This window comes from Bradyrhizobium sp. 190, from assembly GCF_023073415.1.
Taxonomy (GTDB): Bacteria; Pseudomonadota; Alphaproteobacteria; order Rhizobiales; family Xanthobacteraceae; genus Bradyrhizobium.
In genome coordinates, this window is sequence record NZ_JADPJL010000012.1 from 898,340 (window position 1) to 925,066 (window position 26,727).

The 26,727-nt window shown below is 62.5% G+C and carries 31 protein-coding genes and 2 pseudogenes; 16 read left to right on the top strand and 17 right to left on the bottom strand.

Annotated elements, in window-relative coordinates; genetic code table 11:
* Window position 1: 1 nt before the first annotated feature.
* Genes lgt through IVB22_RS13405 form a run of 3 tightly spaced genes read right to left on the bottom strand, consistent with a single transcriptional unit; the run spans window position 2 to window position 2,092 of the window.
* On the bottom strand, window positions 2-844 hold the full coding sequence (lgt, locus tag IVB22_RS13395; protein WP_247517767.1) for a prolipoprotein diacylglyceryl transferase: 843 nt from the start codon (window positions 842-844) through the stop codon (window positions 2-4).
* A 5-nt stretch (window positions 845-849) separates the two neighbouring features.
* Window positions 850-1,341, bottom strand: coding sequence for a GNAT family N-acetyltransferase (locus tag IVB22_RS13400; protein ID WP_247517768.1), 492 nt, complete (start codon window positions 1,339-1,341; stop codon window positions 850-852).
* A gap of 19 nt (window positions 1,342-1,360) precedes the next feature.
* Window positions 1,361-2,092, bottom strand: coding sequence for a dienelactone hydrolase family protein (locus IVB22_RS13405; protein WP_247517769.1), 732 nt, complete (start codon window positions 2,090-2,092; stop codon window positions 1,361-1,363).
* Window positions 2,093-2,277: 185 nt separating this feature from the next.
* On the opposite strand from IVB22_RS13405, the gene IVB22_RS13410 reads away from it, so the two are divergent.
* From IVB22_RS13410 to ychF, 4 genes are all read left to right on the top strand, one after another.
* Window positions 2,278-2,559: an accessory factor UbiK family protein gene (locus tag IVB22_RS13410; RefSeq protein ID WP_247517770.1), complete on the top strand. Its 282-nt coding sequence runs from the start codon at window positions 2,278-2,280 to the stop codon at window positions 2,557-2,559.
* A gap of 265 nt (window positions 2,560-2,824) precedes the next feature.
* Window positions 2,825-3,547, top strand: a complete 723-nt coding sequence (locus tag IVB22_RS13415; protein ID WP_247517771.1) for a 50S ribosomal protein L25/general stress protein Ctc — start codon at window positions 2,825-2,827, stop codon at window positions 3,545-3,547.
* Window positions 3,548-3,568: 21 nt separating this feature from the next.
* Window positions 3,569-4,180: an aminoacyl-tRNA hydrolase gene (gene pth / locus IVB22_RS13420; protein ID WP_247517772.1), complete on the top strand. Its 612-nt coding sequence runs from the start codon at window positions 3,569-3,571 to the stop codon at window positions 4,178-4,180.
* A gap of 163 nt (window positions 4,181-4,343) precedes the next feature.
* On the top strand, window positions 4,344-5,441 hold the full coding sequence (ychF, locus tag IVB22_RS13425) for a redox-regulated ATPase YchF (protein WP_247517773.1): 1,098 nt from the start codon (window positions 4,344-4,346) through the stop codon (window positions 5,439-5,441).
* 132 nt (window positions 5,442-5,573) lie between these two features.
* On the opposite strand, the gene IVB22_RS13430 is transcribed toward ychF, so the two are convergent.
* Window positions 5,574-5,867 carry a DUF4282 domain-containing protein gene (locus IVB22_RS13430; RefSeq protein WP_025590606.1) on the bottom strand — a complete coding sequence of 98 codons (294 nt, stop codon included), beginning with the start codon at window positions 5,865-5,867 and terminating at the stop codon, window positions 5,574-5,576.
* A gap of 205 nt (window positions 5,868-6,072) precedes the next feature.
* Here IVB22_RS13430 and IVB22_RS13435 point away from each other — a divergent pair, with 205 nt between their 5' ends.
* From IVB22_RS13435 to IVB22_RS13445, 3 genes are all read left to right on the top strand, one after another.
* Window positions 6,073-6,534, top strand: coding sequence for a MaoC family dehydratase (locus IVB22_RS13435; protein WP_247517774.1), 462 nt, complete (start codon window positions 6,073-6,075; stop codon window positions 6,532-6,534).
* Between the two features lie 2 nt (window positions 6,535-6,536).
* Complete coding sequence (locus IVB22_RS13440) at window positions 6,537-7,016, top strand: MaoC family dehydratase (RefSeq protein WP_247517775.1); 480 nt, start codon at window positions 6,537-6,539, stop codon at window positions 7,014-7,016.
* A 255-nt stretch (window positions 7,017-7,271) separates the two neighbouring features.
* Complete coding sequence (locus tag IVB22_RS13445; RefSeq protein WP_212420990.1) at window positions 7,272-7,415, top strand: hypothetical protein; 144 nt, start codon at window positions 7,272-7,274, stop codon at window positions 7,413-7,415.
* Window positions 7,416-7,464: 49 nt separating this feature from the next.
* Here IVB22_RS13445 and IVB22_RS13450 read toward each other — a convergent pair whose 3' ends face one another.
* The 6 genes from IVB22_RS13450 to IVB22_RS13475 form a co-directional block, all read right to left on the bottom strand.
* On the bottom strand, window positions 7,465-7,602 hold the full coding sequence (locus tag IVB22_RS13450) for a hypothetical protein (RefSeq protein WP_247517776.1): 138 nt from the start codon (window positions 7,600-7,602) through the stop codon (window positions 7,465-7,467).
* Window positions 7,603-7,752: 150 nt separating this feature from the next.
* Window positions 7,753-8,169, bottom strand: coding sequence for a hypothetical protein (locus IVB22_RS13455; RefSeq protein WP_247517777.1), 417 nt, complete (start codon window positions 8,167-8,169; stop codon window positions 7,753-7,755).
* 181 nt (window positions 8,170-8,350) lie between these two features.
* Window positions 8,351-9,250 carry a hypothetical protein gene (locus IVB22_RS13460; RefSeq protein WP_247517778.1) on the bottom strand — a complete coding sequence of 300 codons (900 nt, stop codon included), beginning with the start codon at window positions 9,248-9,250 and terminating at the stop codon, window positions 8,351-8,353.
* 90 nt (window positions 9,251-9,340) lie between these two features.
* Window positions 9,341-9,775 (bottom strand): nuclear transport factor 2 family protein, encoded by a 435-nt coding sequence (locus IVB22_RS13465; protein WP_247517885.1) that lies wholly within the window; start codon window positions 9,773-9,775, stop codon window positions 9,341-9,343.
* A 173-nt stretch (window positions 9,776-9,948) separates the two neighbouring features.
* The gene (locus tag IVB22_RS13470) at window positions 9,949-10,215 is read right to left on the bottom strand and encodes a hypothetical protein (RefSeq protein WP_247517779.1); all 267 of its coding nucleotides are present in this window, start codon (window positions 10,213-10,215) and stop codon (window positions 9,949-9,951) included.
* Between the two features lie 155 nt (window positions 10,216-10,370).
* Complete coding sequence (locus tag IVB22_RS13475; RefSeq protein WP_247517780.1) at window positions 10,371-10,820, bottom strand: nuclear transport factor 2 family protein; 450 nt, start codon at window positions 10,818-10,820, stop codon at window positions 10,371-10,373.
* A gap of 418 nt (window positions 10,821-11,238) precedes the next feature.
* Between IVB22_RS13475 and IVB22_RS13480 the strand changes: the two genes are divergently transcribed.
* The 4 genes and pseudogenes from IVB22_RS13480 (at window position 11,239) to IVB22_RS13495 (ending at window position 13,595) form a co-directional block, all read left to right on the top strand.
* Entirely contained in the window at window positions 11,239-11,418 is a 180-nt protein-coding gene (locus tag IVB22_RS13480; protein ID WP_247517781.1) for a hypothetical protein, read from the top strand.
* Between the two features lie 1,086 nt (window positions 11,419-12,504).
* Window positions 12,505-12,879, top strand: coding sequence for a hypothetical protein (locus IVB22_RS13485; protein ID WP_247517782.1), 375 nt, complete (start codon window positions 12,505-12,507; stop codon window positions 12,877-12,879).
* Between the two features lie 122 nt (window positions 12,880-13,001).
* Window positions 13,002-13,297, top strand: a pseudogene (locus IVB22_RS13490) (type II toxin-antitoxin system RelE/ParE family toxin).
* Between the two features lies 1 nt (window position 13,298).
* A complete protein-coding gene (locus IVB22_RS13495) occupies window positions 13,299-13,595 on the top strand; it encodes an addiction module antidote protein (protein ID WP_214487775.1) in 297 nt (98 codons plus the stop codon).
* Between the two features lie 191 nt (window positions 13,596-13,786).
* On the opposite strand, the gene uvrB is transcribed toward IVB22_RS13495, so the two are convergent.
* The 5 genes from uvrB to IVB22_RS13520 all read right to left on the bottom strand — a co-directional run bounded on the left by uvrB (window position 13,787) and on the right by IVB22_RS13520 (window position 19,678).
* Entirely contained in the window at window positions 13,787-16,762 is a 2,976-nt protein-coding gene (gene uvrB, locus IVB22_RS13500; protein WP_247517783.1) for an excinuclease ABC subunit UvrB, read from the bottom strand.
* Window positions 16,763-16,875: 113 nt separating this feature from the next.
* Window positions 16,876-17,028, bottom strand: coding sequence for a hypothetical protein (locus IVB22_RS13505; protein WP_374207512.1), 153 nt, complete (start codon window positions 17,026-17,028; stop codon window positions 16,876-16,878).
* Window positions 17,029-17,078: 50 nt separating this feature from the next.
* Window positions 17,079-17,324 (bottom strand): hypothetical protein, encoded by a 246-nt coding sequence (locus tag IVB22_RS13510; RefSeq protein ID WP_247517784.1) that lies wholly within the window; start codon window positions 17,322-17,324, stop codon window positions 17,079-17,081.
* A 238-nt stretch (window positions 17,325-17,562) separates the two neighbouring features.
* The gene (locus tag IVB22_RS13515; protein WP_247517785.1) at window positions 17,563-18,783 is read right to left on the bottom strand and encodes an NAD(P)-binding domain-containing protein; all 1,221 of its coding nucleotides are present in this window, start codon (window positions 18,781-18,783) and stop codon (window positions 17,563-17,565) included.
* Window positions 18,773-19,678 carry a LysR substrate-binding domain-containing protein gene (locus IVB22_RS13520; protein ID WP_247517786.1) on the bottom strand — a complete coding sequence of 302 codons (906 nt, stop codon included), beginning with the start codon at window positions 19,676-19,678 and terminating at the stop codon, window positions 18,773-18,775. The genes IVB22_RS13515 and IVB22_RS13520 overlap by 11 nt, the downstream gene beginning before the upstream one ends.
* 88 nt (window positions 19,679-19,766) lie before the next feature.
* On the opposite strand from IVB22_RS13520, the gene IVB22_RS13525 reads away from it, so the two are divergent.
* Window positions 19,767-20,528, top strand: a complete 762-nt coding sequence (locus IVB22_RS13525; protein ID WP_247517787.1) for a sulfite exporter TauE/SafE family protein — start codon at window positions 19,767-19,769, stop codon at window positions 20,526-20,528.
* A gap of 28 nt (window positions 20,529-20,556) precedes the next feature.
* Window positions 20,557-20,781 (top strand): annotated as a pseudogene (locus tag IVB22_RS13530) (hypothetical protein); the annotation flags it as partial.
* An 8-nt stretch (window positions 20,782-20,789) separates the two neighbouring features.
* Here IVB22_RS13530 and IVB22_RS13535 read toward each other — a convergent pair.
* Together IVB22_RS13535 and IVB22_RS13540 are read right to left on the bottom strand one after the other, a co-directional pair.
* Window positions 20,790-21,410 (bottom strand): SCO family protein, encoded by a 621-nt coding sequence (locus IVB22_RS13535; RefSeq protein ID WP_374207513.1) that lies wholly within the window; start codon window positions 21,408-21,410, stop codon window positions 20,790-20,792.
* Window positions 21,407-22,522 (bottom strand): MBL fold metallo-hydrolase, encoded by a 1,116-nt coding sequence (locus IVB22_RS13540; RefSeq protein ID WP_247517788.1) that lies wholly within the window; start codon window positions 22,520-22,522, stop codon window positions 21,407-21,409. Before IVB22_RS13540 ends, IVB22_RS13535 begins: the two co-directional genes overlap by 4 nt.
* 214 nt (window positions 22,523-22,736) lie before the next feature.
* On the opposite strand from IVB22_RS13540, the gene IVB22_RS13545 reads away from it, so the two are divergent.
* From IVB22_RS13545 to ccoO, 3 genes are all read left to right on the top strand, one after another.
* Window positions 22,737-23,444, top strand: a complete 708-nt coding sequence (locus tag IVB22_RS13545) for a glutathione binding-like protein (RefSeq protein WP_247517789.1) — start codon at window positions 22,737-22,739, stop codon at window positions 23,442-23,444.
* Between the two features lie 888 nt (window positions 23,445-24,332).
* Entirely contained in the window at window positions 24,333-25,994 is a 1,662-nt protein-coding gene (ccoN, locus tag IVB22_RS13550; RefSeq protein ID WP_247517790.1) for a cytochrome-c oxidase, cbb3-type subunit I, read from the top strand.
* A 6-nt stretch (window positions 25,995-26,000) separates the two neighbouring features.
* Entirely contained in the window at window positions 26,001-26,726 is a 726-nt protein-coding gene (gene ccoO, locus IVB22_RS13555) for a cytochrome-c oxidase, cbb3-type subunit II (protein WP_247517791.1), read from the top strand.
* Window position 26,727 lies beyond the last annotated feature (1 nt).

A 26,727-nucleotide genomic window follows, 5' to 3' on the forward strand; every position in this document is an offset into this window, starting at 1 on the left:
CTTAAATCGACTTCTGTATATGCTCCGACGCCTTGCGGCGCCATGCCACCATGATCAGGACGCCCCCGGCAATGATCATCGGTACCGACAAAAGCATACCCATCGTCAGCCCGCCCCACAAAAATCCGAGCTGGGGATCGGGTTCGCGGAAGAATTCGCCGGTGATACGCGCAAGACCATAGATGGCGATGAAGCTGCCGAGGATCAGGCCCGGCCGCTTCAGGGCGCCCATTCGAATCATCACCGCCAGGATTGCAAACAGCACGATGCCCTCGAGGCCGGCCTCATAGAGCTGGCTGGGGTGCCGCGGATCCGGCCCACCATTGGGGAATACCATCGCCCAAGGCACGCTGGCATCCGCCGTCCGGCCCCACAACTCGCTGTTGATGAAATTGGCGAGCCGCCCGAGGAACAGCCCGATCGGTCCGACCGCGGTGGTGATGTCGCCGAGCGAGAGGATCGAGATGTCATTCTTGCGGGCAAACAGCATCACGGCCGCGACGCAGCCAAGAAAGCCGCCGTGAAATGACATGCCGCCATTCCACAACTGGAATATTTCCGCCGGGTGCTGGATGAAGAAGGCGGGATTGTAGAACAGCACGTAACCGGTGCGGCCGCCGACGATGATGCCGATGGTGACCCAAAGAATAAAATCGTCGAGCTGCACCAGCGTGATCGGCACCGGTCCGCCCCACAACCGCTGCTTCTTGACCAGCGAACGGGCGTAGATCCATCCCAGCACGATGCCGCCGATATAGGCCAGCGCATACCAGCGGATCACGAACCATCCGATCGAGAACGCGACGGGATCGAATACCGGAAAGGTGATGGTGAGAAACGGCATCGGGATCAGAGCGCTTTCGTATAGACGGCATAGGGCACGCCGTGAATTGGCGGGGCATCATACGCTTTGGTGAAGCCCATCTTGAGATACATGGGCAAGGCGATCGTCATGATCGGACTCGTATGAAGCGCGATGATCGGGGATCGATCGCGCTTCGCTCTGGCTATGCACTCGGCCGTCAAGGCATGCCCGAGTCCCCTACCTCTGTCGACAGGGTCGACGGTCAACATGCGAATGATGGGCCACGCCGGATTGAAAAACGCAGCTTTCTCAACAGCCGGTCCAAAATAAGCGACTGCGCCCGCGAGACGGTCGTGATACGCGGCGACAATGACCTCTCCCGTGGCACTGAGCGAGGAGGTTCTCGACAGGCCGGCAAGCATCGCCGGCCAGTCCTGATATTGGTCGCGAAATTGGCCAAAGGCGGCGACTGCAATCCGGTTCACGTCGTCAGCATCTGAACTCCGGTAGTCTCGAATTCGAACGCTATCCACCATCGGCGTTCTTCACGCGCCGCTAGACGAGGTTGCGGCGATAGAGCGCCAGCAGCCGTTCCCAATGCCGCTCGGCGGCGTCGCGGTGGTAGACCGGCCGCTTCGGGAAGGCAAAACCGTGATGGGTGCCGGGGTAGATCTCGACCTCGTTGTTCGATCCCTTCATGCCGGCTGCGACCTTGTCGATAATCTCCTGCGGCGCATAGATGTCGGTCTCGGCGCAGGCGAAATACAATTCGGCCTTGGTCTTCGACGCGGCCAGATGCGGGCTGTCGGGCTGGTCGGTCGCGAGATGCGTGCCGTAGATCGAAGCCGCCGCCTTCACGCGATCCGGAAAATGCGTTGCCGCGTTAACCGCGTAGCGGCCGCTCATGCAGTAACCGACGGTGCCGACGATTTTCGTGTTCGCTGCTTCTTGCGTCTCGGCATAGGCAAGCAGCGCCTTGGTGTCCTCCATCACCATGGGAATGTTGATGGAGTTCATGAAGCCGAACATCCGCTTGCGCTCGGGCGCTTCCGGGTCCGGCGGGATCGGTCCCAGCTCCATGACGCCGGAGCGGTAATACATATTGGGCAGCATCACGTAATAGCCCGAGGTGCCGAGCCGCCGCGCCATGTCGCGCAGTTCCTCGCGGATCGCCGGCGCATCCATGTAGAAGATGATGACCGGAAAGGGCCCGCCGCGTTCGGGATGGGTGATGAAGGTCGTGGTCTTGCCGTCCTTGGTCGGAATATCGATCTGCTGGTCGATCATGGGCGTTTCTTTTTGCTTTGCGATTCTGGTTTCGGGCTAGACGTTCGATACGATTGCAAGGAAACCGCAGCATGACAAGGCGAACGGCAGTCCGTTGGGCTTGAACGGCGCACTTGAACCTTGCCTTTGGGATCGCCATTGTCTTGCCGGTGACGATCAATTTGCAGCGACCGGAGCGTTTTCAGATGACCCAGACCAACAATCGGTTTTTCGACGAGATCGGCCGTTTGATGAACGACGCCGCCGGCGCTGCCCAGGGCGTCAAGCGCGAGGTCGATACAGTCATGCGCAACCAGGCCGAACGCATCCTGCGCGACCTCGACCTCGTCAAGCGCGAGGAGTTCGACGCGGTCAAGGACATGGCCCGCCTGGCGCGGGAGGAGAACGAGGCGCTCAAGGGCCGGATCGCGGCGCTGGAAGCCAAGCTCGGCATTTCGCCGGCCGCGCCGGATGTCGGCGCGGTTTGAAGACGGACGGGTAGGGGGTGCCCGTAGCCCGGATGGAGCGCAGCGCAATCCGGGACAGTTTCACAGTGGATAGGGTGTTCCCGGATTTCGCCCCGGGCCACGGGGACCCAACCGCAGAAAAATCCCTTCATTTCCTTGTCATTTTGCCCCTTTGGGGCTAAAAGCCCGCCACGTCCGCAGCCCCCGCACCCCTGGAGGCTTGCTGTTGGACGCCAACGGGCCGCGATGCGGCCTTTAACTTTTTAGAAAACAAGGACTTAACACGATGGCGACCGTCAAGGAATTGAAGGCGACCGCGCGTCCGCAGAGCGGCAAGGGGGCCGCCCGGGCAGAGCGTCGCGCCGGGAGAGTGCCCGGAGTGATCTACGGCAACAACCAGCCCCCCGTGACCATTTCGGTCGATGACAAGGAACTGCGCCAGCGCATCCTGGCCGGCCGCTTCTTGACCACGATTTACGACATCGATCTCGAGGGCAAGAAGCACCGCGTGATTCCGCGCGACTTTCACCTCGATCCGGTGCGTGACTTCCCGCTGCATGTCGATTTCATGCGGCTCGGCGAAGGCGCGACCATCCGCGTCAGCGTGCCTCTGCACGTCGTGAACGGCGAAACCTCGCCCGGCGTCAAGCGCGGCGGCACCGTCAACATCGTCACCCACACCATCGATCTCGAATGCTCGGTCGAAAACATTCCGCAGTACATCGACGCTGACGTCGGCGCGCTGGAAATCAGCCACTCGCTGCATCTGTCCGAGATCAAGCTGCCGGCCGGCGTGAAGTCGCTGTCGCGTGAGGACGCGACGCTGGTGACCATCGTGCCGCCGTCCGGCTACGCCGAAGAACAGAAGGCTGCGGCGGCTGCTGCGGCTGCAGGAACGGGCGCTCCGGCGGCGGGTGCCGCTGCGGCGCCGGCTGCTGCCCCTGCGGCGGGTGCTGCGGCCCCGGCGGCTGGCGCGAAAGCGCCGGCTGGTGGCGACAAGAAGAAGTAAGAAGCGGCAGGATGCCGCATCATGCGCCTGTTTGTCGGTCTCGGTAACCCCGGTTCGAAATACGCGAACAACCGGCACAACATCGGCTTCATGGCCGTCGATGAGATCGCGCGGCGTCACGGTTTCGCACCGTGGCGCCGCCGTTTTCAGGGCGAGACTTCCGAAGGCACGCTCGATCGCGAGCGCGTCGTCCTGCTTCGGCCGACCACTTACATGAACGAGTCCGGGCGCTCGGTTCAGGAAGCTGCCAACTTCTTCAAGCTGTCCGCCGGAGACATCACTGTTTTTCAGGACGAGCTCGAACTGCCGGCGGCGAAGGTGCGCGTCAAGATCGGCGGCGGCGTTGCCGGCCATAACGGGCTGCGCTCGATCTCTTCGCATATCGGCAACGACTATCGCCGGGTGCGGCTCGGGATCGGTCATCCCGGCATCAAGGCGCTGGTGCACAGCCACGTGCTGTCGGACTTTGCGAAGAGCGATCGGCCGTGGGTCGAGGCACTGTGCGAGGCGGTTGCCGACAATGCCGGGCTGCTCGCGACGGGCAAGGACTCGACGTTCCAGAACAAGGTGCATCTGACGCTGCAGGCCAAGGGATTTTTCGAAAAGGAAGAGGGCGGCGACAAGCTGGCCTGATCTATTCACCGTCATGCCCGGCCTTGTGCCGGGCATCCACGTCTTTCTTTCAAGTCGCGAGAGCGAAGACGTGGATGGCCGGGGAGCGCAGACAAGTTTACGTAGTCTGCGTAAAGCAGACCACTATGCCCGGCCATGACGAGCAAACGGTATCGAGGACGAAATGGGATTCAAATGCGGTATCGTTGGCCTGCCCAATGTCGGCAAGTCGACGCTGTTCAATGCGCTGACCGAGACGGCAGCGGCGCAGGCGGCGAACTATCCGTTCTGCACCATCGAGCCGAATGTCGGCGAGGTCGCCGTGCCTGATCCCAGGCTCGACAAGCTGTCTGATATCGCCAAGTCCGCGCAGATCATCCCGACGCGGTTGACCTTTGTCGATATCGCAGGCCTGGTACGCGGCGCCTCGAAGGGTGAAGGCCTCGGCAACCAGTTCCTCGCCACCATCCGCGAGGTCGACGCGGTCGCGCATGTGGTCCGGTGTTTTGAAGATTCCGACATCACCCATGTCGAAGGCAAGATCGCGCCGCTGGCCGACATCGAGACCATCGAAACCGAGCTGATGCTCGCCGATCTCGACAGCCTGGAGAAGCGCGTCGATAACCTCGCCAAGAAGGCCAAGGGCAACGACAAGGACGCCAAGGAGCAACTCGACCTCGTCAACCGCGCATTGGTGCTGCTGCGCGACGGCAAGCCGGCGCGGTTTCTGGAGCGCAAGCCGGAGGAAGAGCGTGCCTTCGGCATGCTCGGCCTGCTGACGTCGAAGCCGGTGCTTTACGTCTGCAACGTCGAGGAAGGCTCGGCCAGGGACGGCAACAGCTTCTCAAAACAGGTGTTCGAGCACGCCAAGAAGGAAGGCGCGGTCGCGGTGGTGATCTCGGCCAAGATCGAATCCGAGATCGCGACCCTGTCACGCGAGGAGCGCGCCGAGTTTCTCGAGACGCTCGGCTTGGAGGAGGCGGGCCTCGACCGTCTGATCCGCGCCGGCTACCAGCTGCTCGACCTCATCACCTATTTCACCGTGGGTCCGAAGGAAGCCCGCGCCTGGACCATCCATCGCGGCACCAAGGCGCCCGCGTCGGCCGGCGTGATCCATACCGATTTCGAAAAGGGCTTTATCCGGGCTGAGACCATCGCCTATGCCGACTACGTCGCGCTCAACGGCGAAGCCGGCGCCCGCGACGCCGGCAAACTCAGGCTGGAAGGCAAGGAATATGTCGTCGCCGACGGCGACGTGATGCATTTCAGGTTTAATAACTGAGATATTGGCTGCCGCGGATGCGGACCCCGTAGGGTGGGCAAAGGCGCATCGCGCCGTGCCCACCATCTTTCCATCAGCACGAGCGAAATGGTGGGCACGCTACGCTTTGCCCACCCTATGACGCCGGCGTGATTACCGCATCTGCCCCTGATCGCGGATCGCGCCGAGATGCTCGTTGATGCGGAAGACGATCAGGATGAATTCCGCGGCGATGCGCGAAAACACCACGCCGACCACGACACCGGCGATCGAGGACAGCAGCAGGATGAATCCGCCGAACGGGCTGATCGCCATCGCGGCAAGTGCCGAGAAGATCCCGGACAGGCCGAACAGGACGATCAAGCCGATGACCAGCCAGTAGAAGGTCTTGATGATCGTGGGCGTGATGAAGCGGTCCCACTGAAACAGATCCTGAAAATCGAGCATCGATGGTTCTCCGGCGAGTCAAAAACCTGGTCCCAGACGGCACAGGGCTAGCCCCGAAAATTGCTTCGGGCAAGTCAGGGGCGAGCGCCGGGAGCGGTACTCGCCTCTGGCGAACGAGCCATGCGGGTGGACGGGTTGAGATTGCCGCAAATAACGGCCACATTCAGGCTTCCTCGCCGTAATCCTCAATCCAAATCGTCGATAGATGACAACGCTGACCTTCGAAGACTTCGCGCCCGGCCATTTCGGCACGTTCGGACCACGCCACGTCACGCGCGAGGAGATTTTGGCCTTTGCCGCCGAATTCGACCCGCAGCCGATGCATCTGGACGAGGCGGCCGCCAATGCGTCGATGCTGAAGGGACTGTCCGGTTCGGGCTGGCATCTCGGCTCGATCATGATGCGGATGCTGTTTGACGGCTTTATCGGCCGCACGGCGTCAATGGGTTCGCCCGGCGTCAACGAGATGCGCTGGCTGGCGCCGCTGCGGCCGGGCGACGACCTGACGCTGGATGTTGACGTCGCGGAGGCCAGGATTTCGAAGAGTCGTCCTGAAACCGGCATCGTGACCTTCAAGGGCACGATCCGCAACGCGGCTGGCGTGGTGCTGTGCGAGATGGAGTCGCCGATCATGGTGCGCCGGCGCACTGAGGTGGGGGCGAAGTAGCGATGCGTTTCTTCGAGGACATCGAGATCGGCGCGCAGCGCGCGTTCGGCTCGTTCACCTTCACTGCCGACGACATCAAGAAGTTTGCCACGCAGTTCGATCCGCAGCGCTTTCATCTCGATGAGGAGGCGGGCCGCAAATCCCTGTTCGGCGGGCTGGCTGCATCGGGCTGGCACGTCGCCGCGGTATGCATGAAGCTCCTGGTCGCCGACGGCAAGCGTTTGACGACGGAGGCTGTCGCGCGCGGCGAGAAGGTCGCGGTGTGGGGGCCGTCGCCCGGCTTTCGTGAATTGCGCTGGATCAAGCCGGTGCTGGCCGGCGATACCATCAGTTTTTCCAACCAGGTCGAAACCAAGCGGACTTCGGAGAAGCGCCCCGAATGGGGCATCCTGCAGGCCCGCAATACCGGCACCAACCAGCGTGGCGAGATGGTGTTCTCGTTCCTCGCGACCGCCTTTGTGCCGCGGCGGAATGTGGGTTGAGGAAAGCCTGCTCTCACCAGATCATGCTCGGCTTTCGGGCTTTATGCCGGGCATCCATGTCTTAACAGCAGCAAAAGCAAGTCGTGGATGGCCGGGTCACCCGGCCATGGGTGCGGCGGCCGGAACATGGTTAGCGATTTGTGCCGTTAGCACCTCGTAATCCATGACTCTACGGAACGGATTTTTTGCTAACGCATTTTGAACTTTCTGCCTGCCAAATGCGTCTCAGGGGAAGTACCGAGGGGATGATTGATTATGGCAGATCGCAGCAGCCTGAAATTCGTCGGCTTTGTCTTCGCAACCGTCACGCTGGCAGTGATGCTCACCGCCGGAATGGTGGTGAAGTCCTATGCCGACGGTGTCTACACGATCGAGGACACCGCGTTCGTCCGCCAGTAGTTGCGGATCGGATAGCCATGAGCGCTGAAGAAAGTTCAGCGGCTCCAGATCAGCGGCTCCAGATCAGCGTCATTGCCACGACCGCAAGCGTCAGCAGTCCGACGAAGCGGATCACGATCGTCCCCACGCTATGCGACGATTGCCGCAACGGCATTGAATTCATGTTATCTGGCTGAACGTTTTGCATCGTGTCCCCAAAAGGTGCCTGTCGCCACGTGACGACATCCGTCCTTGGACGCGACCGTGCTTATAAAGTTCAGATCGAACCCTGCCAAACGAAACCGCCGCGCTCCCGTACGGAACGCGGCGGAGTGTTAGATTTTTGCAACGATCGGGATCAGCTGTTGCGCAGGCCGTCGGCAGCGCGCTTCCATTGCGTGACGTTGTCGGAGATCATGCGCGTCGACTTCATCGCGGCCTGGCTGAGCTGGGCATAGCCCGAGATCTCGCGCTGGACGCGCTGGCCTTCGGCATGCAGGAGGTCGCGGAGGCTTTCGAGTTCGGAAATCAGCTTCTCGATTTCCGCCAGCGAGGTACCGGCGACCCGCTGGATCAGCGAATTGACGTTGTTGACGGTGGCTTCCGCGTTCGGATCGAGCGGCGCGGTGTCCGGAGCCACCGCGGGGCGGCGCAGGTAGGCGATGTCGTTGCGAACGAAATCGCGGATGCCAGCCTCGACTTCGGATACGGCGGCGAGATCGTTGTCGACCTCCGGAGTTTCATCAATCTGTTCGGGGCGAATGGTGGCGTTCATCGGCAATTCCTCTGTTTCGCTTTCACGCGAGCGCGGACGTCCCCCGCACGACGAAGTGGAGCGTTCCCATCTGTGCTGCCGATTTTGGCCGCATCTTGGCCAATCTGCGGCAATGGTGGATCATTCTCAGGCGTTAACCATATGGGGCTCAAAAGCCCCGCCAAATCGGGGGATTTTGCCCCTACCAGCTCCGCCTGAAGCCCGCGCTGAGGCTCTTGTTGGCGGCGCCTGACGGCGTTTCGCCGATCGAGCCGGAGATGGTGACGCCGTCGAACAGCTTCTGCTCGGCGCCGACCTTGCGCAGCCATTTGTCGTCCGAGGTCGACAGGGTCTGGCCGGCGATCAGGCTGGTGCCGGTGTCGGCGATGCTGAGCCTCGCCGACTGGTCGGTCTCATAGCTGCGCGCCGGATGGCTGACGATGCCGGGCACCGGCACGATGCCCTGCTGGATCAGGTTGTAGTCGTTCTTCAGGGTCAGCGAATACTCCTCGTTGAGCGGCAGCGATTTGCTTAAGGAGGTGCCGAGCCTGCTCTGCTCGGATCCGGGATCGACGCGGGCTTCGACCGAGGTCTTGTCCCAAATCGAGGCGACGCCGGGGGCCGTGATCGCAGCCCAAGCCGTGCCGGACGATTGCGGCAGGCTGCCGCCATTGGCGAGTTTTTCCGAGAGCAGTTCGGACGTCGTCGCCGTGCCTTGCCTTGCGACCCTCATGTCGGCGCCTATGCGCGTATCCCAGAACGGCGAGATCGACTGCTTGACCGACACCGCGGAGGTGCCGTTCGAATTTGCATTCGACGACCACGCGGTTTCGGCGGCGCTTGCGCCTTTCGGCCCGCCGCTTCCCTTCGCCAGCGCCGGCAACGTCGACGCATCGACATTGAGCTGGCTCCAGTCGAGCTTGTCGACGTCGATGTCCTTCATGATGTCGACGTCGTTGACGCTGGGAGCCGTTTCGGTCTCTTCCGCCGCAGGCGTCTCCGGATCGTCGTCCGCCGGCGGCGTTTGTGCCGCTGCCGCCAGCATCGAAGCCAAAGTGATGCCGGCCGCCAGCATTGGCAGCCGTGCCCGGCCAAATCGCATTTTGGGAATCATTGCCCGCCCGCATTCCAAGTCCCGCCCAGAATGCGTTCGCTCTGTTGCGAAATTATGGCGGGTGTTATGATGACGCGCCTAAACTGCCATCCGCGGCAGGTGAATCGGATAGCCCACGGTCTGCTCGACCAGGTCGAAGGTGTCGACCAGCACGCGGAGGTTGGTCAGGCGGCCGGCCCTGAACTGAGCGAAGTGGGCGATCCGCAGGCTGATCGGCTTGTTCGAATCGAGCGCAGTCAGCGAATAGCGCATCATCGAGGCGGCCGAATCCACCCCCAGCATGATCGATTCGCGGTCGAAGCGGTGGACGCGGAAGTTGTCGGCAATCTGCCTGATCACATCGATCACGGCCGCCTTGCCGCGGCGCGAACCGAAGAACGGATACATGTCGATCGGTCCATAGATCGCCCATTCGACGTCCTCGTCGAGCAGGGCTTCGAGATCGGCGGGCTGGCGTTCATTGATCGCGCGATGCAACGCGCGCGAAAAACGCCAGAGACTGTGCTCTGTCATTTTGGTCTGGTCCTTGAAACTGGATTGAATAAGCGGCAGTCGCGCCCAAAGGGGCGTCTTCATCGACGCCGGGCTGAAATGCCGAACTTCACTGTTGCAGCCAGAAATAGAGCAGTTTGGCCGAAATACAATTGCCGTTTTTGCATTGCACAAATGCGGCGATTCCGCCCCATTTAGCGGTCATGACGGCGCACCGGCCCGCGCTCGATGGCTATTTCGGCGTCGCGAATGGCGATGATGCCGAACAGCAGGGCGCCGCCGATGCCGCCTATCGCGGCCCCCAGCGGCATGAAGGTGAAGAACACCAGCATCCCGTTATGGCCTTCAAAACTCGTGGTTTTGAAGACTTCCACCCAGGCGAGGCCCGCCCCGATGCCCAGTGCCGCGCCTCCCAGCGCCCCCAGCGCCAAGCCAAGCAAGGCCAGCAATGCGATCTTCATACGTTCTTCGTGTCCGGAAACAGCCTTGTGGTGTGTCACGGCCGGCGCAATGAGGTTCAATGGTGCGCGGAAAATAAGCGGCACGTTGGCGTGCACCTCAGAGGTGCAATTGCGCAGCGAAGGTTCTGCATTCCGGAATGAAGGTTCGGCGAATGCTAGATCGGGTCCGGCCGCCGGCCGGTCAGGATCGCGGCGATATCGCGTTCGAGCAGTTGCTGGACCAGGTCGAAGGTGTCGATGATTTCCCTGATATGGCTGATCTTGCCGTCGCGCAGCGTGTAGAAGCCGGCGATGTCGAACTGCACCATGCGCTGGTTGATGGTCTTGCGGAAGAACACGCGGATGAAGGCGGCCGCCTTGTCGTGCTCGGTGACCAGCATCGGCACCTCGCAGCGCAGCTCGGAATAGCGGGCGCGGACGGCATTCCACATCTCGCGCATTTCGGCCTTGCCGCGGCGATGGCCCATATGCGGCAGGAGATCGATCGGGGCGTTGGCAAGGAATTCGACGTCGTCGGTGCAGCGCTCCAGCGCGGCTTCGACGTCGCCGGAATACAGGACGTTGAGGAAATCCAGCACGTGCTGGCGATTTGATCCCTCGGTCATTCGCCCACCTACCTGTGTTCGACCCGGCTCTTGCGGCCGTCCCCGTTGTGAACGGAACGGCAGAGGTATCAATCCGCAAGAGGACTTACAGTATGTGACACGGTGGTTTCCAAAAGGTTCACCGCCGCGACATGCGGCCGCGATGCAGCAAGAGCGGTAATTATTGCTTGCCGAACTCCGCTTCCGGTACGGCCTTGCTGGTGGTGAGGTCGATCACGAACCTTGCCTTCTCGTGGCCTGGCAGCACATAGGCCTCGCCGTCGGCCCAGCAGGATCGCCTTCAAGAGGGTCTCGATTTGTCGCCGCCGTATCGGCACTAAGCCGCTTTTTGCGGCCGCCGACAATGCACGTCCCCGTCGCTGGGGAACGATTGCGCCGCGGCAGGCGTTGCTCCTTTCCGTTGATAACGGAGATCATGATGACGAAACCTGTTCCGCCTATCCCCCAGGAAAACCAGAGCCACAAGGGTCCCGGCAGCGCGCCCAGCGTTCCCCTCGACACCACCAAGGGCCATCGCGACGACGAGAAGAACAACATCCGCGAACAGGCCGAGCACGGCAACATGACGCAGAACACCAGCAACCGCCGATCGGGGTGAGGGGTGGGGCGGCGCTGCATTCTCGCTGTCGTCCCTGCGAACGCAGGGACCCATAACCACCGGCGGAAGTTTTGCGAAAGGCGTCTGCCATACTGCCTTATCGACAGATCACGCGGTATGGGTCCCTGCGTTTGCAGGGACGACAGCGAGTGTGCTGCGCGCTCGATTTCGAATTTCAAACAGCGGTCACCCGCGAAGGTGATTCAGAGCCGTAGGATGGGTGGAGCGAAGCGATACCCATCGGTTCGCTCTCGATGATGGGTTTCGCTTCCGCCTTCGCTCGTTGAGCTACGGCGGACAAGTCGCTCTACCCATCCTACAAGACACGGCTTCGCATTCTCGCGGCGCGAAGCGCCCGAAGTGATGCGTTCTGCGATGCCCTCGAAATCGAAGAGGGCGCAGGGAAAGCCGGGTGCCCTCAGCACCCGCAGTCGTGCGCACAAAATGCACACGGGTGACTGCAAGGTGCGCCGGAACACCCGGCCCTCCCTGCGCAATGGTTTTAACGGCTTATATCGCGCTCTCCTCGGAGACGAATTCGTCTTGCCTCCGTCGCTGACGATTACCGATCCATCGAAGCCCGGTTGAGCCCAATGAATCTCCATCAGCTTGACACCAGCAACGGGTGCCAGGACCACACGGCTTTGCCGTCCGCGGCTTCCTCGGGCCATGCGCCTCGACCGGCTCATGTGCTGCCGGAAGAAGTTTTGGCCGAGGCGTTTAAGCGCCGTTCGTCTGCGCGCCGCTCGATCGCTCACAGGCCAAAGCCCGCCCTGCGATCACGTCGCGCGCCCGACGCTGCCGCGTCCATCGCATCCCGCACCCAACGTCCGTGACGATCGCGATACGCCCCTCTAGCGGGTGCGGGATGGCGGGAGTTGTAGAACTGATTTGGGGCAATCACGAAGGGGAATATTTTTTCGGACAGGACTGGACAGGATTTTACTGATTTGCCCGACAGGCAATTTTTGCACAGCTTCCCGCATCGATCCTGTCGTCCGCGGTCGCTTTGTGACGCCGGTCACGGCGCCCGCGCCAGAGCCGAACGAGATTGACGGCGTCGTCCTCGCAACGGGAAACGCCGCCGTGAACGCCGCAACAGCGCCGAAATCGCGTTCGCAAAACCGGCTCGAAGGTTTTGCGCTGACAGTCCTCCTGCAGGGCTTCCCGACCTTCGCCGGCGCAGCCTTGCTGTTGAAACTCGCCCATCACGAGATCGCCGGCGGCGTGGTGGTGTTCGTCGCGATGGCCTCGATCTTCCATGGCCTGCTCACGCCCTGGCTCGCGCCAAGGTTTCCAAAATTCCTTGAGCATAGCTACGAGCCGCTGTTCTTCGATGCGAGCCTGTCGTTTGTCGAGAAGATCGAGAAGTGGCGCGCCCAGCCCACGACATCGCTTCAACTGGTGACGAACGTGCTGTTGCTGTCGCTGCTGGCGGTGGGCGTGATGAGTATGGGGTGATCCGTGCGGCCGTCATTTCGCGATGCGCCGCATCTGGGGGTGCCGCGAAAGCGGCGCGCCCGGAATCCATCAGCGTGAAGGCCTCTCGTTGACAAAATTGGTCTGTAGCGTATACGCTACAGATGCTGACGATCAAGAGAACGGATGAATTCTCGAACTGGCTCAGAGACCTGCGAGACATTCGAGCCCGTGCGAAGGTGCTGGCCAGGATCGATCGTCTCAGCCTCGGCAATCCCGGCGACGTTGCCCCGGTTGGCGATGGGATTAGCGAGATGAGGATACATTACGGCCCGGGGTACAGGGTTACTACGTTCAGCGCGGTGAGGAGATCGTCGTTCTCCTTTGTGGCGGAGACAAGAGTTCACAGGTTTCGGATATCAGGGCGGCCAAGAAGTTGGCGAGTGAGTTGGAGGACTGAAATGGCCAAAGCAAAACCGTTCGATGCAGCCGAATATCTCGACAGTCCCGAGATGATCGCAGCCTACATCAACGAAGCGCTCGAATCCGAAGACGCATCTGCCATCGCTGTTGCCATCGGCACGGTTGCCCGCGCGCGCGGCATGAGCGCGGTGGCGGAAAAGGCCGGGCTCTCGCGCGAGAATTTGTACCGGGCCCTGGGCGGAGAGGCGAGGCCGGAATTCGGCACCGTCATCAAGGTGCTTCATGCGCTCGGCATCGATCTGGTTGCCCAACCTCAGGGATCGAAGGCGGCGTAGGAAGACAGCATCGGTGCGGTTCGGACGACGAACTTTGCATCCCGCCAGAACTCAACGTTGCGTCATTGCGAGGAGCGCAGCGACCGAAGCAATCCATTCTTTCTGTTTCGCGGAGAGATGGATTTCTTCGCTTCGCTCGCAAATGATGGCTCACGGCCGTCAATTCGTTTGCGCTCGCGCAGCCTGAAGCTCTACCTCTTCTTCCACCCCCCGCGATGTCCTGGCGCGCCACCGCTCGATCGTGGGGCGGGGCCGAACTCGGGGCCGGACTGGCGGGAGTCGGTGGGCTGGAAAATTTTGCTGCCGCTGTCGGGCGAGGGTTTGCGCGGGGTAGTGCGGTCGGGGCGATAGGGCAGGGATTCCGGGCCGTGCATTTCGTCGAGATGGGGTTTGTGAACGCGCGAGGTCGAGGGACCGCCGCTGCCGAGAGATTTCACCCCGCCCCGCGCACCTGCGGCGCGCGACCCTCCCCCTCCAGGGGAGGGTGAGGAAGAGGCTCCACCGCGCTTCTTCATGGAGTTGGCCGGCAAATTCGCCGCGTCGCCGTATTTCCTGGTGCCCGCATAAGCACCCGCTTTGGCGGCGACGCCGCGCTGCTTGATGGTGGGGTCGTCGACGACCGCCATCTCCGTCGCGCGCAATCGTTTGACTTCGTCGCGTAATCTCGCGGCTTCCTCGAAGTTCAAGTCGGCGGCGGCTTCGCGCATTCTTGTTTCGAGATCGTTCAGCACGGCCTCGAAATTGTGGCCGATGCTGATGACGTCGTCGGCCATGCCGCCGTCGCCGATCTCGACCAGCACGTGGTCGCGTTCGTAGACGCTGTTCATGATGTCGCCGATGGACTTCTTCACGCTCTCCGGCGTGATGCCATGTTCGGTATTGTACTCGACCTGCTTTTCGCGGCGGCGGTTGGTTTCGGCGATGGCGCGCTCCATCGAGCCGGTCATCTGGTCGGCATAGAGGATCACCTTGCCGTCGACGTTGCGCGCGGCGCGGCCGATGGTCTGGATCAGCGAGGTCTCGCTGCGCAGAAAACCTTCCTTGTCGGCGTCGAGGATCGCCACCAGCGCGCATTCGGGAATGTCGAGGCCCTCGCGCAACAGGTTGATGCCGACCAGCGCGTCGAACGCGCCGAGGCGAAGATCCCTGATGATCTCGATGCGCTCGATCGTGTCGATATCGCTGTGCATGTAGCGCACGCGAATGCCCTGCTCGTGCAGATATTCGGTGAGGTCTTCCGCCATGCGTTTTGTGAGTACCGTGATCAGGCTGCGATAGCCGGCCTGCGCGGTGGCGCGGACTTCGCCGACCAGGTCGTCCACTTGCGTGCGCGCGGGGCGAATGTGGACGGGCGGATCGATCAGGCCCGTGGGGCGGATCACCTGCTCGACGAACACGCCGCCGGACTCGTTCAATTCCCAGCCGCTCGGCGTCGCCGACACCGCGACCGACTGCGGGCGCATCATGTCCCATTCCTCGAACCGCAGCGGACGGTTGTCCATGCAGGAGGGCAGGCGAAAACCGTATTCGGCGAGCGTCGCCTTGCGGCGGAAGTCGCCTTTGAACATGCCGCCGATCTGCGGCACGGTGACGTGGCTCTCGTCGGCGAACACCAGCGCATTATCAGGCACGTATTCGAACAGCGTCGGCGGCGGCTCGCCGGGTCGGCGTCCCGTGAGGTAGCGCGAATAGTTTTCGATGCCGGCGCAGCTTCCGGTCGCTTCCATCATTTCCAGATCGAAGGTGGTGCGCTGCTCCAGCCGCTGCGCTTCCAGCAGGCGGCCGTGGTTGTTGAGCTCGTCGAGCCGCAGCTTCAGCTCGGACTTGATCGACTTGATCGCCTGCACCAGCGTGGGGCGCGGCGTCACATAGTGCGAGTTGGCGTAGATCTTGATGAATTCGAGATCGTCCTGCTTGTGGCCGGTGAGGGGATCGAACTCCTCGATATTCTCCACGGTGTCGCCGAACAGGTTCACGCGCCAGGCGCGGTCTTCATAGTGCGCCGGGAAGATGTCGATGACGTCGCCGCGGACGCGAAACGTGCCGCGGGTGAAATCGGCCTGGGTGCGCTTGTACTGCAGCGCCACGAGATCGGCGATCAATTGCCGCTGGTCGATGCGCTCGCCCTTCTTCAAGGCAAACGTCATCGCGGTGTAGGTCTCGACCGAGCCGATACCGTAGATGCAGGAGACCGAGGCGACGATGATGACGTCGTCGCGTTCGAGCAGCGCGCGCGTCGCCGAATGGCGCATGCGGTCGATCTGCTCGTTAATGGAAGAGTCTTTTTCTATGTAGGTGTCGGTGCGCGGCACATAGGCTTCGGGCTGGTAGTAGTCGTAATAGCTGACGAAATACTCCACCGCGTTGTCGGGGAAGAAGCTCTTGAACTCGCCATAGAGCTGGGCCGCCAGCGTCTTGTTCGGCGCCAGGATGATGGCGGGGCGCTGCGTGGCCTCGATCACCTTGGCCATGGTGTAGGTCTTGCCGCTTCCGGTGACGCCGAGCAGCACCTGCGTGCGGTCGTTGCGGTCGATGCCTTCGACCAATTCCTTGATCGCGGTCGGCTGGTCGCCCTTCGGCTCGTACTCGGACTTGATGACAAAGGGCACGCCGCCTTCGGATTTCTCCGGGCGCGGCGGCCGGTGTGGCGTCCAGACTTTTACCTGGCCGTCGCCGCCCTTGAATTCCGGGCGGCCGTCGCGGATCAGATTTTCGAGCGCGTCGGCGGTGGCCTTGACGCCGAGCGCTTCCATCTTGTTGCGCGGCGGACGGGCCAGCGCCTCGTCGTCGTCTTCCGCCGTCGGCAGGCCGAGCTGCCGCGCGAGTTCAGGGTCGAGCGTCGGGATGGTCGCCGAGGTGCCGTAATTGGCTTGCGGGGCTTCTTCGAGGCCTTGGCTCGACGCGTCGCGTTTGGCGACGTCATCGCTTGTTCCCTTGGTCGAGGCGCGCGCCCGATGCGCCGCGGCCTCGCCGCCGGCGCGGCGATCCCAGGAATTGTCCGGCGGCGGCTGCAGGCCAGTGCCCGAGCCCATGCCGGCATCGCCGCGGTTGAGCGCGGGGTTGAGCAACTCGGCCAGCGCCGGCCCGATCGGTTGCACGTCTGGCCGATGCGCTTTCGATTTGGGGGATTTGCCTGATTTTTTGGGGGTGTCGGGTTTCTTCGCCATCCGGCGAATATGGGATGAGTCAGCCAGCGAGAAAAGGGCAAACGGCCTCGCGGGCGATGCTGCACATCGTCATGTCAGCAGATGTCAGCAAGCCGATTCGGAACCGCCGCGCCTTACGCCGTCGGGGCGGTCGAGGGATTGACGATATCCAGATGGATCCCGCCGCAACGGGTGCATCGCATGGTCCAGTATTCGGCGCCGGCACGGCCGGGGATGATGCGCAGGACCGCGAGCGAGGCGGTGCAATCCGGACAATTCGAGAGCACCGGTGTCGCCTGCAGGATCTGTTCGGGAAGGGGTACGGAGATTCGGCCGGTCAGCGGCCGGCCGCCAGTTCCACCAGTAACGCTTGCGGATTCGCGAATCGCGGCTTGAAACGGTCGATGTGGGCTTTCGCGTCCGCGATCGCCGCTTCCGGATCCGACCACGCGAAACCGACTTCGAGGGTCGGAAACGCCATTCCATCGATCACCACCGGCTCCTGGTCTGCCCGTTGAATCCTGGCGTGCCATAGCCCTCTCCCTGCTTCGAACGGCTGAATTTCAAAGCCGCCATAGATCATGGCGTGTCCCCCGGATTGTCCCATGGGGCGACAGAAGCACGGCCAAGTCAGGGACTTTGTGAACGGGTTCACATTTGCGCAGTTTTTCAGCGGCGTTCCCCGGATGCGGCGCAGTGCGCCGCCCTTGCGGCGTGATGCGCTGCTGTTCCGGGGTCCATCGACTCGGGCGAGAGATCGTGGGTCCCGGCTCTGCGGAGCAGCGTTACACGCTGCACCGCGTCCGGGACACGCGAGCATTTCACCGCCGCGCCAAAATATGATCGGCGAGCACCGCGGCGTCGTCGCCGACGCCGGACAGGAACGAGGAATTCATCTTCGACAGCCATTGCAGGCCGAGGAAATACAGGCCCGGCACGGCGGATATGCCGTTGCGGTGGACTGCCTCGCCTTTGGCGTCGGTGACCGGGAGATCAATCCAGCCGAAATCGACGCCGTAGCCGGTGGCCCAGATCACCGCGGAGATGCCTTCCGCGGCGAGATCGAGGCGCGTGAGCGGCGCGGTGACGCAAGGCGGGTCGGCGAACGTCGCGCGGGCGTCGGGGTCTTCGGGCAGCTCCATGCGGCGCCGTTTCACATACGCGTCCACCGTATCGAGAAAGGTGGTGTAGACGAGGTCGGCGTCGGCCATGCTTTCGGCAAGACCCGGCGCAATCTCGATCACGCCGCCATGTGCGGCCTCGATGCGTCCCACCAGGATCATGCCGTCGGCGGCGAAGTTGCGGAAATCGACGGTGCGGCCGCCATAGGCGCCCGAAATGACAGGGCCCAGGCGTGCGGGCCCACGCTCTTCCGGCGTGACTTGATCGAGGCGCATCTCGGCAAGCCACCAGATCAGGTCGCGGCCGCGGTAGCGGCGCGGCAGGCGGCGGTGCCTTCCGACCGAGAGGTAGACGCGGCGGCCGGCCTGCAGCAATTCCTCGGCAATCTGCGCGCCCGACGCGCCGGCGCCGGCGACCAGCACCGCGCCCGGCGGAAGCTGTCCGGGATTCTTGTAGTCAGCGGCATGGACCTGGAACACGGGATGATCGTGCAGCAGGTCCGGGACGAGGTTGCGCTGATAGGGGCCGGTGGCGACGACCACATTATCCGCCGCGATCGTGCCGTCAGTGGTCTCGGCGATGAAACCTGTGCCGTCACGCTGCGACAGCCGCGTCACCGCGACGCCGCAGCGGATCGGCGGGCTGACGAAACCGGCATAGGCCTCGATGTATCTGATGATGTCGTCCGTGTTTGAAAAGGCATCCGGATCGTTGTGCGGAAACGGAAAGTCCGGCAACCGCACCGACCAGTTGGGAAACTGGAATTTCAGCCCGTCCCAGCGTTCGCTGCGCCAGCGCTCGGCGATCCGGTGGCGCTCGAGCACGAGGTGCGAAAGCCCGCGCTCCTTCAGCCGGTGGCTCATCACCAGCCCGGCCTGGCCGCCGCCGATCACGAGCGTTTCGATTTTTTCATCCGGCATGTCTCTGGCCCCTGCGGCGCATGGCGGGTTCTGCCGCCGCGCGGATAATCCAGCGCCGGAACGCGGCGAAATCGCGCTGCCCCGTGCTGAAGCCGCGATACACCAGATACCAGCGCATGCCTTTCGGCACGCTTAACGCAAACGGCGCGACCAGCCGGCCGGCGGCGAGGTCGTCGTCGATATAGGGGCGGATGCCCATGGCGATGCCGAGGCCGTCGACGGCGGCCTGCAGCGCCTGGCCGTAAAATTCGAACTCCGGTCCGCGGGCGGTGATGCGGGCCGTGCCGGCGGCCTCGAGCCATGACGGCCAGTCGTCGGGCGAATGTGCCACCCGGAGCAGCGTCGGCCCCTTCAGATCGGTGGGGCGTTTGAGCGCGTTCGCAAGGCGCGGCGCGCACACCGGCAGCAGGTCAGCGGCGAATAGCGGCTCGGCGATCAGGCCGGGCCATTCGCCGCCGCCGAGCTTGATGCCGCAGCTCCAGTCCTCGCCGAACGGCACCGCGGCGCCGCCGGTGGTGATGCGGACGTCGATATCCGGCTCCTGTTTGCGGAAATCCGCCAGCCGCGGGATCAGCCATTTCATCGCAAAGGTGGGACCGACGCCGATGGTCAGCACGCGCACGCTGGAGGGGGCGGTGACCTGCGCGGTCAGGCTCGCCAGCGCATCGAAGATCGGGGTCAGCCCGCTTTGATAGGCGCGGCCCGCCGCCGTGGTGGCGAGGCGGTTGGCCTTGCGCTCGAACAGCGCCACCCCGAGCCGCTCTTCCAGGAGATGCACCATTCGGCTGACCGCGGCGGCGGATACGTTGAGCTCGACGCCGGCGGCGGCAAAGCTGCCGGTCCTGGCCGCGGCCTCGAATGCCTTGATACCGTTGAGAAAGAGCAGCCGCCGCACGTAACCCTCAGGAAAACTGATGCCAGAGCAAGATAACTCAGTTTGCGTGCGCCGTCCAAGCGCGGCAGAAACGTATCTGGAGATTCCAATGACCTCGCTGATGATCGCAGCCCTCGGCGCCTTGATGGTCGCGACCGCCTTCCTGTCGGGCCTGTTCGGCATGGCCGGCGGGATGATCCTGATCGGCGTGCTGTTGATGCTGATGCCGCTGCCCACCGCGATGGTGCTGCATGCGATCACGCAGATGGCCTCGAACGGCTGGCGCGCCTTTCTGTGGCGGGCGCATATCCGCTGGCGGCCGGTGTTCGTCTATCTGATCGGCTGTGGTCTGGCGCTCGGCGTCTGGTCGATCGCCCGTTACGTGCCGGACAAGCCGATTGCATTGCTATTGCTCGGGGTGACGCCGTTCCTGGCGCGGCTGATGCCGAAGAACCTGAAACCCAATCCCGACAGTATCGCGCAGGGCTCGTTCTACGGCTTCATCTGCATGGGCCTGATGCTGATGACCGGCGTCTCCGGGCCGCTGATGGACACGTTCTTTCTCGGCGGCAATTTCGGCCGGCGCGAGGTGGTGGCCACCAAGGCCACCTGCCAGGTCGCCAGCCATCTCACAAAACTGATCTATTTCGGCGGCATCGTCGACCAGGCGGCAACGCTCGATCCGGTGCTGGCGGCGGTCGCCATCGCCGCCTCGATGCTCGGCACCACGCTGGCGCGGCGCATCCTAGAAGCGATGAGCGACGCGCAGTTCCGCACCTGGGCGAACCGGCTGATCACCACGGTCGCGGGCTACTACATCCTCTACGGAGGCTGGTTGTTGTTCACGCGCACGAGCGCGATGGCGTTTTGAGTTAACCGCTTTTCGAGCGGAGGACCCGATGACCGGGACAACGGACGCGCTGGTGCTCGATCTCGTCGAATGGGTCGCGCGCGAGCCGAGACTCTATTCCGACGTGATCGAGACGTGGCGAACCTCGTGCCCGCGCCTGACGATCTGGGAGGACGCGGTCGACCGCGGCTACGTCGCGCGCCGACCGACGGTCGAGGGATTGCGGGTGACGGTGACCGAGGGCGGCGAGCAATTTCTGCGCGCGCATGGCCGCTTTGAATTTCATCGTGCCGGCTCGGCGAGCCGTGGATGGATGATCTCCACCATGCGCTCGGCGGACGTGCCCGGCGGGAAGAAGCCGAGATAGTTTCCGTCGCGATCCATTAGATAGATGAAAGCGGTGTGATCGACCGTGTAATCTGAAGCATCCTGGCGTGCGGGAACCTTGGCGTAATAGACCTTGTAGGCATCGGCGGCCTTGCGGATCGCTTCCGTGCTGCCGGTCAACCCGATCAGGCGGGGGTGGAACATCGGCACATATTCGGCGAGACGTTCTGGAGTGTCGCGTTCGGGATCAACGGTGACGAACAGCGGCTGCACGCCGTCGCCATCCCTGCCCAGTTTGTCGAGCGCCAGGCCGATCGCCTGCAGGTCGGTCGGGCATACGTCGGGACAATAGGTAAAGCCGAAATACACCAGCATCAGGTGGCCGCGAGAATCGCGCTCGGTGCGGGTGTGCCCGGTGTGGTCGATCAATTCGAACGGGCCGCCGACCGGCTCTCGATTCCACATCAGGATGTCCATGATCTCGGCCGGCGAGCGTGCCGGCGTCTCAGTGGCGCATGCCGGCGCCAGCATCAGCCAGAAACTGAGGCAGGCGCAGCAGGCGGTGCGGACGATCATGTGCCGAAGGAAAGGCGGCTGCCGGTCGTGGTGACCAGCACCTTGTCGCCCATCTGCGCGGTCGCCTCCTGGACGAAGTTCAGCCCGCTGCAATGCATGGGGATCACCGCGTCCGGCTCGAGCGCCTTGATCTCGCCGACGACCTGCTTGAGGTAATCCGCCGGCGCCGGCCCGAGATGGAAGCCGCCGACGACGGCGTGCACCTTCTGAATACCCGAGACCTCCTGCGCTTGCTTCACCGAATTGACGAGGCCGACATGGCCGCAGGAGCTGATCACGACGAGGCCCATATTCTTGATGTTGAAGCAGGTCGCGTGCTCGTGGATGTGTTCGTCGGGAACGATCTTGCCTTCCATCTCCGCTGGCAGATAGTGGCCGGAATTGCAGCCGAGGCCATCCTTGATGCCGAACTCGACCCAGGTCTGCGGCAGAATGCGTTCGCCGCTGCGGCGCGTGATCTTGCCGGTGGTGAAGGCGTGGCCCGCGATCACGGTCGGCGTTTCGCATAGCACCGTTGTTACCCTTTGCGCGGCGAGTTGGCGGCGGTCGAGCGTGCCGAAATCGGTGAATTGGCCCTTTGTCGGCGTCGGACTGACGCGATGACAGAAATTGTCCTCGCCGCCGGCGTAGAGTTTGATGTCGGCGGGAAGCTTGCTGCGGAATTTGTCGAGGAAGCCGAGCAGGCCGCCGAAATGATCGTAGTGGCCGTGACTGACGATCAACGCATCGAGTTTTGCGGGATCGACACCGACCAGTTCCATGTTGTTGAGGAGCACCTCAGGCGTATAGCCGTAGTCCAGCATTATCGTGCGCGTATTGCCACCCGCCTGCGATTCCAGCCATAGCGACAGGCCCCATTCATTGTGCAACGTCTTGCGGAAATCGGCGCCGCGCGCCGCCGGCACGATCGATACGCCGTTGGCCTGCTTGGGGCGCAGGAACAGATCGTAACTGCTGTCGACGAGGACGCGGATCGAGAGCTTGTCCACCGCCGGCACCTCGATCGGTGCGGCGCTGGCGATCTCGACGCACGAAAACGCGTTGGCGGCGGCGGCGCTGGCGAAGGCTGCGGAAGCTTTCAGAAAATCGCGACGGGCTAAATCCTTGGTCATTGGTATTCTCCCAAGAACCTTGGTTATGAATGTCGCTGGTCATCCGCCAAGATTAGGCGCAATCGCACGCCCGCTCAATGCAGGGAACGCGCGGTCCGCTCATCACTTTCGCGCGCGGCGGCAACTGCGCCATTGACTCGGCCGTCCGGCCTGCCAAATTCATGCAATCGCATCCACTTTGCGATGCCCCGGTTTCATCACAGCAGGATCGCCCATGATCGACCTTCACTACTGGACCACACCGAATGGCCACAAGATCACGATGTTCCTCGAAGAGACCGGGCTTGCCTACAAGATCTTTCCGGTCAACATCGGCAAGGGCGAGCAGTTCAAGCCGGAGTTTCTGGCGATCGCGCCCAACAACCGCATTCCTGCGATGGTCGATCACGAACCGAAGGGCGGCGGAAAGCCAGTCTCGATCTTCGAGTCCGGCGCGATGCTGCTGTATCTCGCCGAAAAGACCGGAAAGTTTTTGCCGTCGGATCTCTACGGCCGCTACGACGCGATCCAGTGGACGTTCTGGCAGATGGGCGGGCTCGGCCCGATGGCCGGCCAGAACCACCACTTCAGAAATTACGCGGTAGAAAAAATCAAATACGCCATCGACCGCTATGTGAACGAGACCAACCGGCTCTATGGCGTGCTCAACAAGCGCCTCGCCGATCGCGAATTCATCGCCGGCGACTATTCGATCGCAGACATGGCGAGCTATCCCTGGGTCGTGCCCTACAAGAACCAGGACCAGAATATCGACGACTTCCCGCATCTGAAGCGCTGGCTGGAAACCATCCGCGCCCGGCCGGCGACCGAGCGCGCCTATGCCAAGGCCAAGGAGGTCAATCCGAACTTCGGCCAGCCCGTCAACCGCACCGAGGAGGAGCGCAGGATCCTGTTCGGCCAGACCGCGGCGGTGGTGCGGTAGGCCGAGCCAGGATCGCAATCGCGTCATACGCGGGCTTGACCCGCGTATCTCACTTTCGGCTCGTGCTGGACCGTCGAGCGCGCCCACATATCCTGACGTTTCCAGATTTTGCTTGCCGCCGCCGCATTGGCCTCGCTGACGGGAACGAGGCTCCACAATTTGTCCAGATCGGTCTCGGCATGACGTCGCCGAATCCGGTGATCTGTGGAAGCCGGCTACAAAAAACTGGGCGCTTAGCTGAGCGCCAGGGCGAGCAAACCAGAACCCAGCAGGAAAACGCTCGCGATGGTCACTGCCAGAAATGTATTGGAGGTAAATTCTTCACGCATGGCGATTGTCCGACGAGCGCACGACGAAACCGGTCAGGCGCTCCTTGTGAAATTGTATTTGCGGATTTCAGCCACCCGTGCCCAGCAATGCCAGCGGTAAAGCCGGCAATATTCGCGGTAAAGCAAGGTGAGAGGTTTCCACATGATCGCACCCGATTGTTTGATCGGGGACTGAATATCAGGCCATCGTTTCGGGGTGTCTTCACGGCGCCAAAAAATGGTTTCGTGGCCCGCAGCACTGTTTCGTGCGCGGCCCCCGACGACACAGCTTCACGCAATGGAGAGCGCGGGTGGCTCGACAACCGGGACGCCGACGCGGTCAAGCGCGGCAAGTCGCCGTTCCGAAGATTTGCCTCGGAAGTCCCTTTGCGTCTGCCACCGGTCGTTGCAAAGCGCACCAGTCATTACAAAGCGGATGCGTGAATGTGCTGACGCGACGGACGTTGCCTCTGGATTGTATTGCTGCGTTGGGAATAATTTGCGGTTCGTTGATGTGGATCAAGCGGCTTTCAGGGATTGGTAGAAACTGCTGGCACCCCCCTTCGCCGGGAGTTCCAGGATGGTCGCGCAGCTCACAAAAAACGAACGACAGATTGCGCTGATCATTCTACTCGCGATGTCCGTATGTGGGCTCGCGATGGGGGTCGTCGGGCACGGCGACCCGCTAGGCATCCATGGCGCCATCGTGCTGCTTGCCGGCATCGCCGGCATGTTCGGTGTCATTTCCGGCTACTACGCACCGGAGCCTGGCGAAGACCGCCTCGACCGATACTTCGACGATCCCAGCCGAATGGGCATTATCCTGGCAATGGCCTGGGTCGTGGCTGGACTGTTCGTCGGCGACTGGATCGCCTGGCAGCTCGTCAATCCGAACCTGACATTCGACGCCGCCTGGTCGAGCTTCGGCCGCCTCCGTCCGGTACACACCTCCGGCGTGATCTTCGGCTTCGGTGGCAATGCGCTGATCGCCACGTCCCTCTATGTGGTGCAACGAACCTCGCGCGCGCGCCTGCCGGACCAGTTGACCCCGTGGTTCGTCCTGCTTGGCTACAACCTGTTCTGCGTCATCGCCGCAACCGGTTACCTGATGGGCGTCACGCAGTCGAAGGAATATGCCGAGCCGGAATGGTATGCCGATATCTGGCTGGACATCGTGTGGGTGACCTACCTCATTCTCTATCTGCGCACATTAGCTCGCCGCAAGGAGCCGCATATCTACGTGTCGAACTGGTACTACTTGGCCTTCATCGTGGTCGTGGCGATCCTCCACATCGTCAACAGCCTCGCCATCCCGGTTTCGATCGGTCATGCCAAGAGCTATTCGGCATTTTCCGGTGTGCAGGATGCAATGACGCAGTGGTGGTACGGGCATAACGCGGTCGCGTTCTTCCTGACCGCCGGCTTCCTCGGCATGATGTACTATTACCTGCCGGTGCGCGCCGGTCGCCCGATCTTCTCCTACCGGCTGTCGATCATCAGCTTTTGGGGCATCACTTTCATGTACATGTGGGCGGGTTCGCACCACCTGCATTACACCGCGCTTCCACATTGGGTGCAGACGCTCGGCATGACGTTTTCGGTCATGCTGCTGGTTCCGTCGTGGGCGTCGGCCGGTAACGCACTGCTCACGCTGAATGGCGCCTGGCACAAGGTGCGCGACGACGCCACGCTGCGCTTCATGATGGTCGCCGCAGTATTCTACGGCATCGTCACGTTCGAAGGCTCGTTCATGGCCATTCGCTCCGTAAACTCGCTGTCGCACTATACCGACTGGACCGTCGGTCACGTGCACGTCGGCGCGCTCGGCTGGGTCGCCATGATCACTTTCGGCGCGATCTATGCTTCGGTGCCGTGGCTCTGGAAGCGCGAGCGGATGTATTCGGGCAGGCTGGTGGAGGTGCACTTCTGGCTCGCGCTTGCCGGCACGGTGATCTACGTCTTCGCGATGTGGAATTCCGGCATCATCCAGGGGCTGATGTGGCGGACCTTCAATGAAAGCGGAACGCTCGCCTATTCCTTCGTCGACACGCTGGTCGCGATGCATCCCTATTATATCGCGCGCGCGATTGGCGGCCTGCTGTTCCTGCTCGGCGCACTGGTTGCGTGCTACAATATCTGGATGACGATACGAACGGCCGATCAGCCGGCCGACGAGCGAGTTGCCGATCGTCCCGTGGTTCCCGCGCTCACAGGCGTTTCGGCGCCTCAACCGGCGGAGTGAACCGGCATGTTCAACCTGCATTACCAGCTCGAGCGCAAAACCATCGGCTTGGTGCTAGGCATCATCGGCGTCGCTGCCATCGGCGGTGCGGTCGAGATCATACCTTTGTTCACGATCCAACAGACCGTCGAAGACGCCCCGGGCATGCGGGTTTACACGCCGCTTGAGATCGCAGGCCGCAATATCTACATCCGCGAAGGCTGCTACGCCTGCCATTCGCAGATGATCCGGACGTTGCGCGACGAAGTGGAGCGCTACGGCCCTTACTCGCTCGCCGTCGAATCCAAATACGATCATCCGATGCTGTGGGGGTCGAAGCGGACCGGGCCGGACATCGCGCGCATGGGCAACAAATATTCGGACGAATGGCATGTCCGGCACCTCAACAACCCCCGGGACGTCGTTCCGGAATCGGTGATGCCGCATTATTCGTGGCTCGGACGCACCGAACTGCGTTATGACGATCTCGGCTCGCATCTGGCGGCGCTTCGCAAGGTCGGCGTGCCCTACACCGATGACATGATCGCCAACGCGAAGTCCGATGCCTACGGACAGGCGACGCCCGATACACCGTTCGCCGAAGGCGTTACCAAGCGTTACGGCGCGGCGACGAATGTGCGCGCCTTCGACGGCAAGCCGGGCCAACTGACCGAGATGGATGCCCTGGTGGCTTACCTGCAAATTCTCGGCAAGCTGACCGACGCTGCGCACAAACACGCCGCGGGAGGTTGAT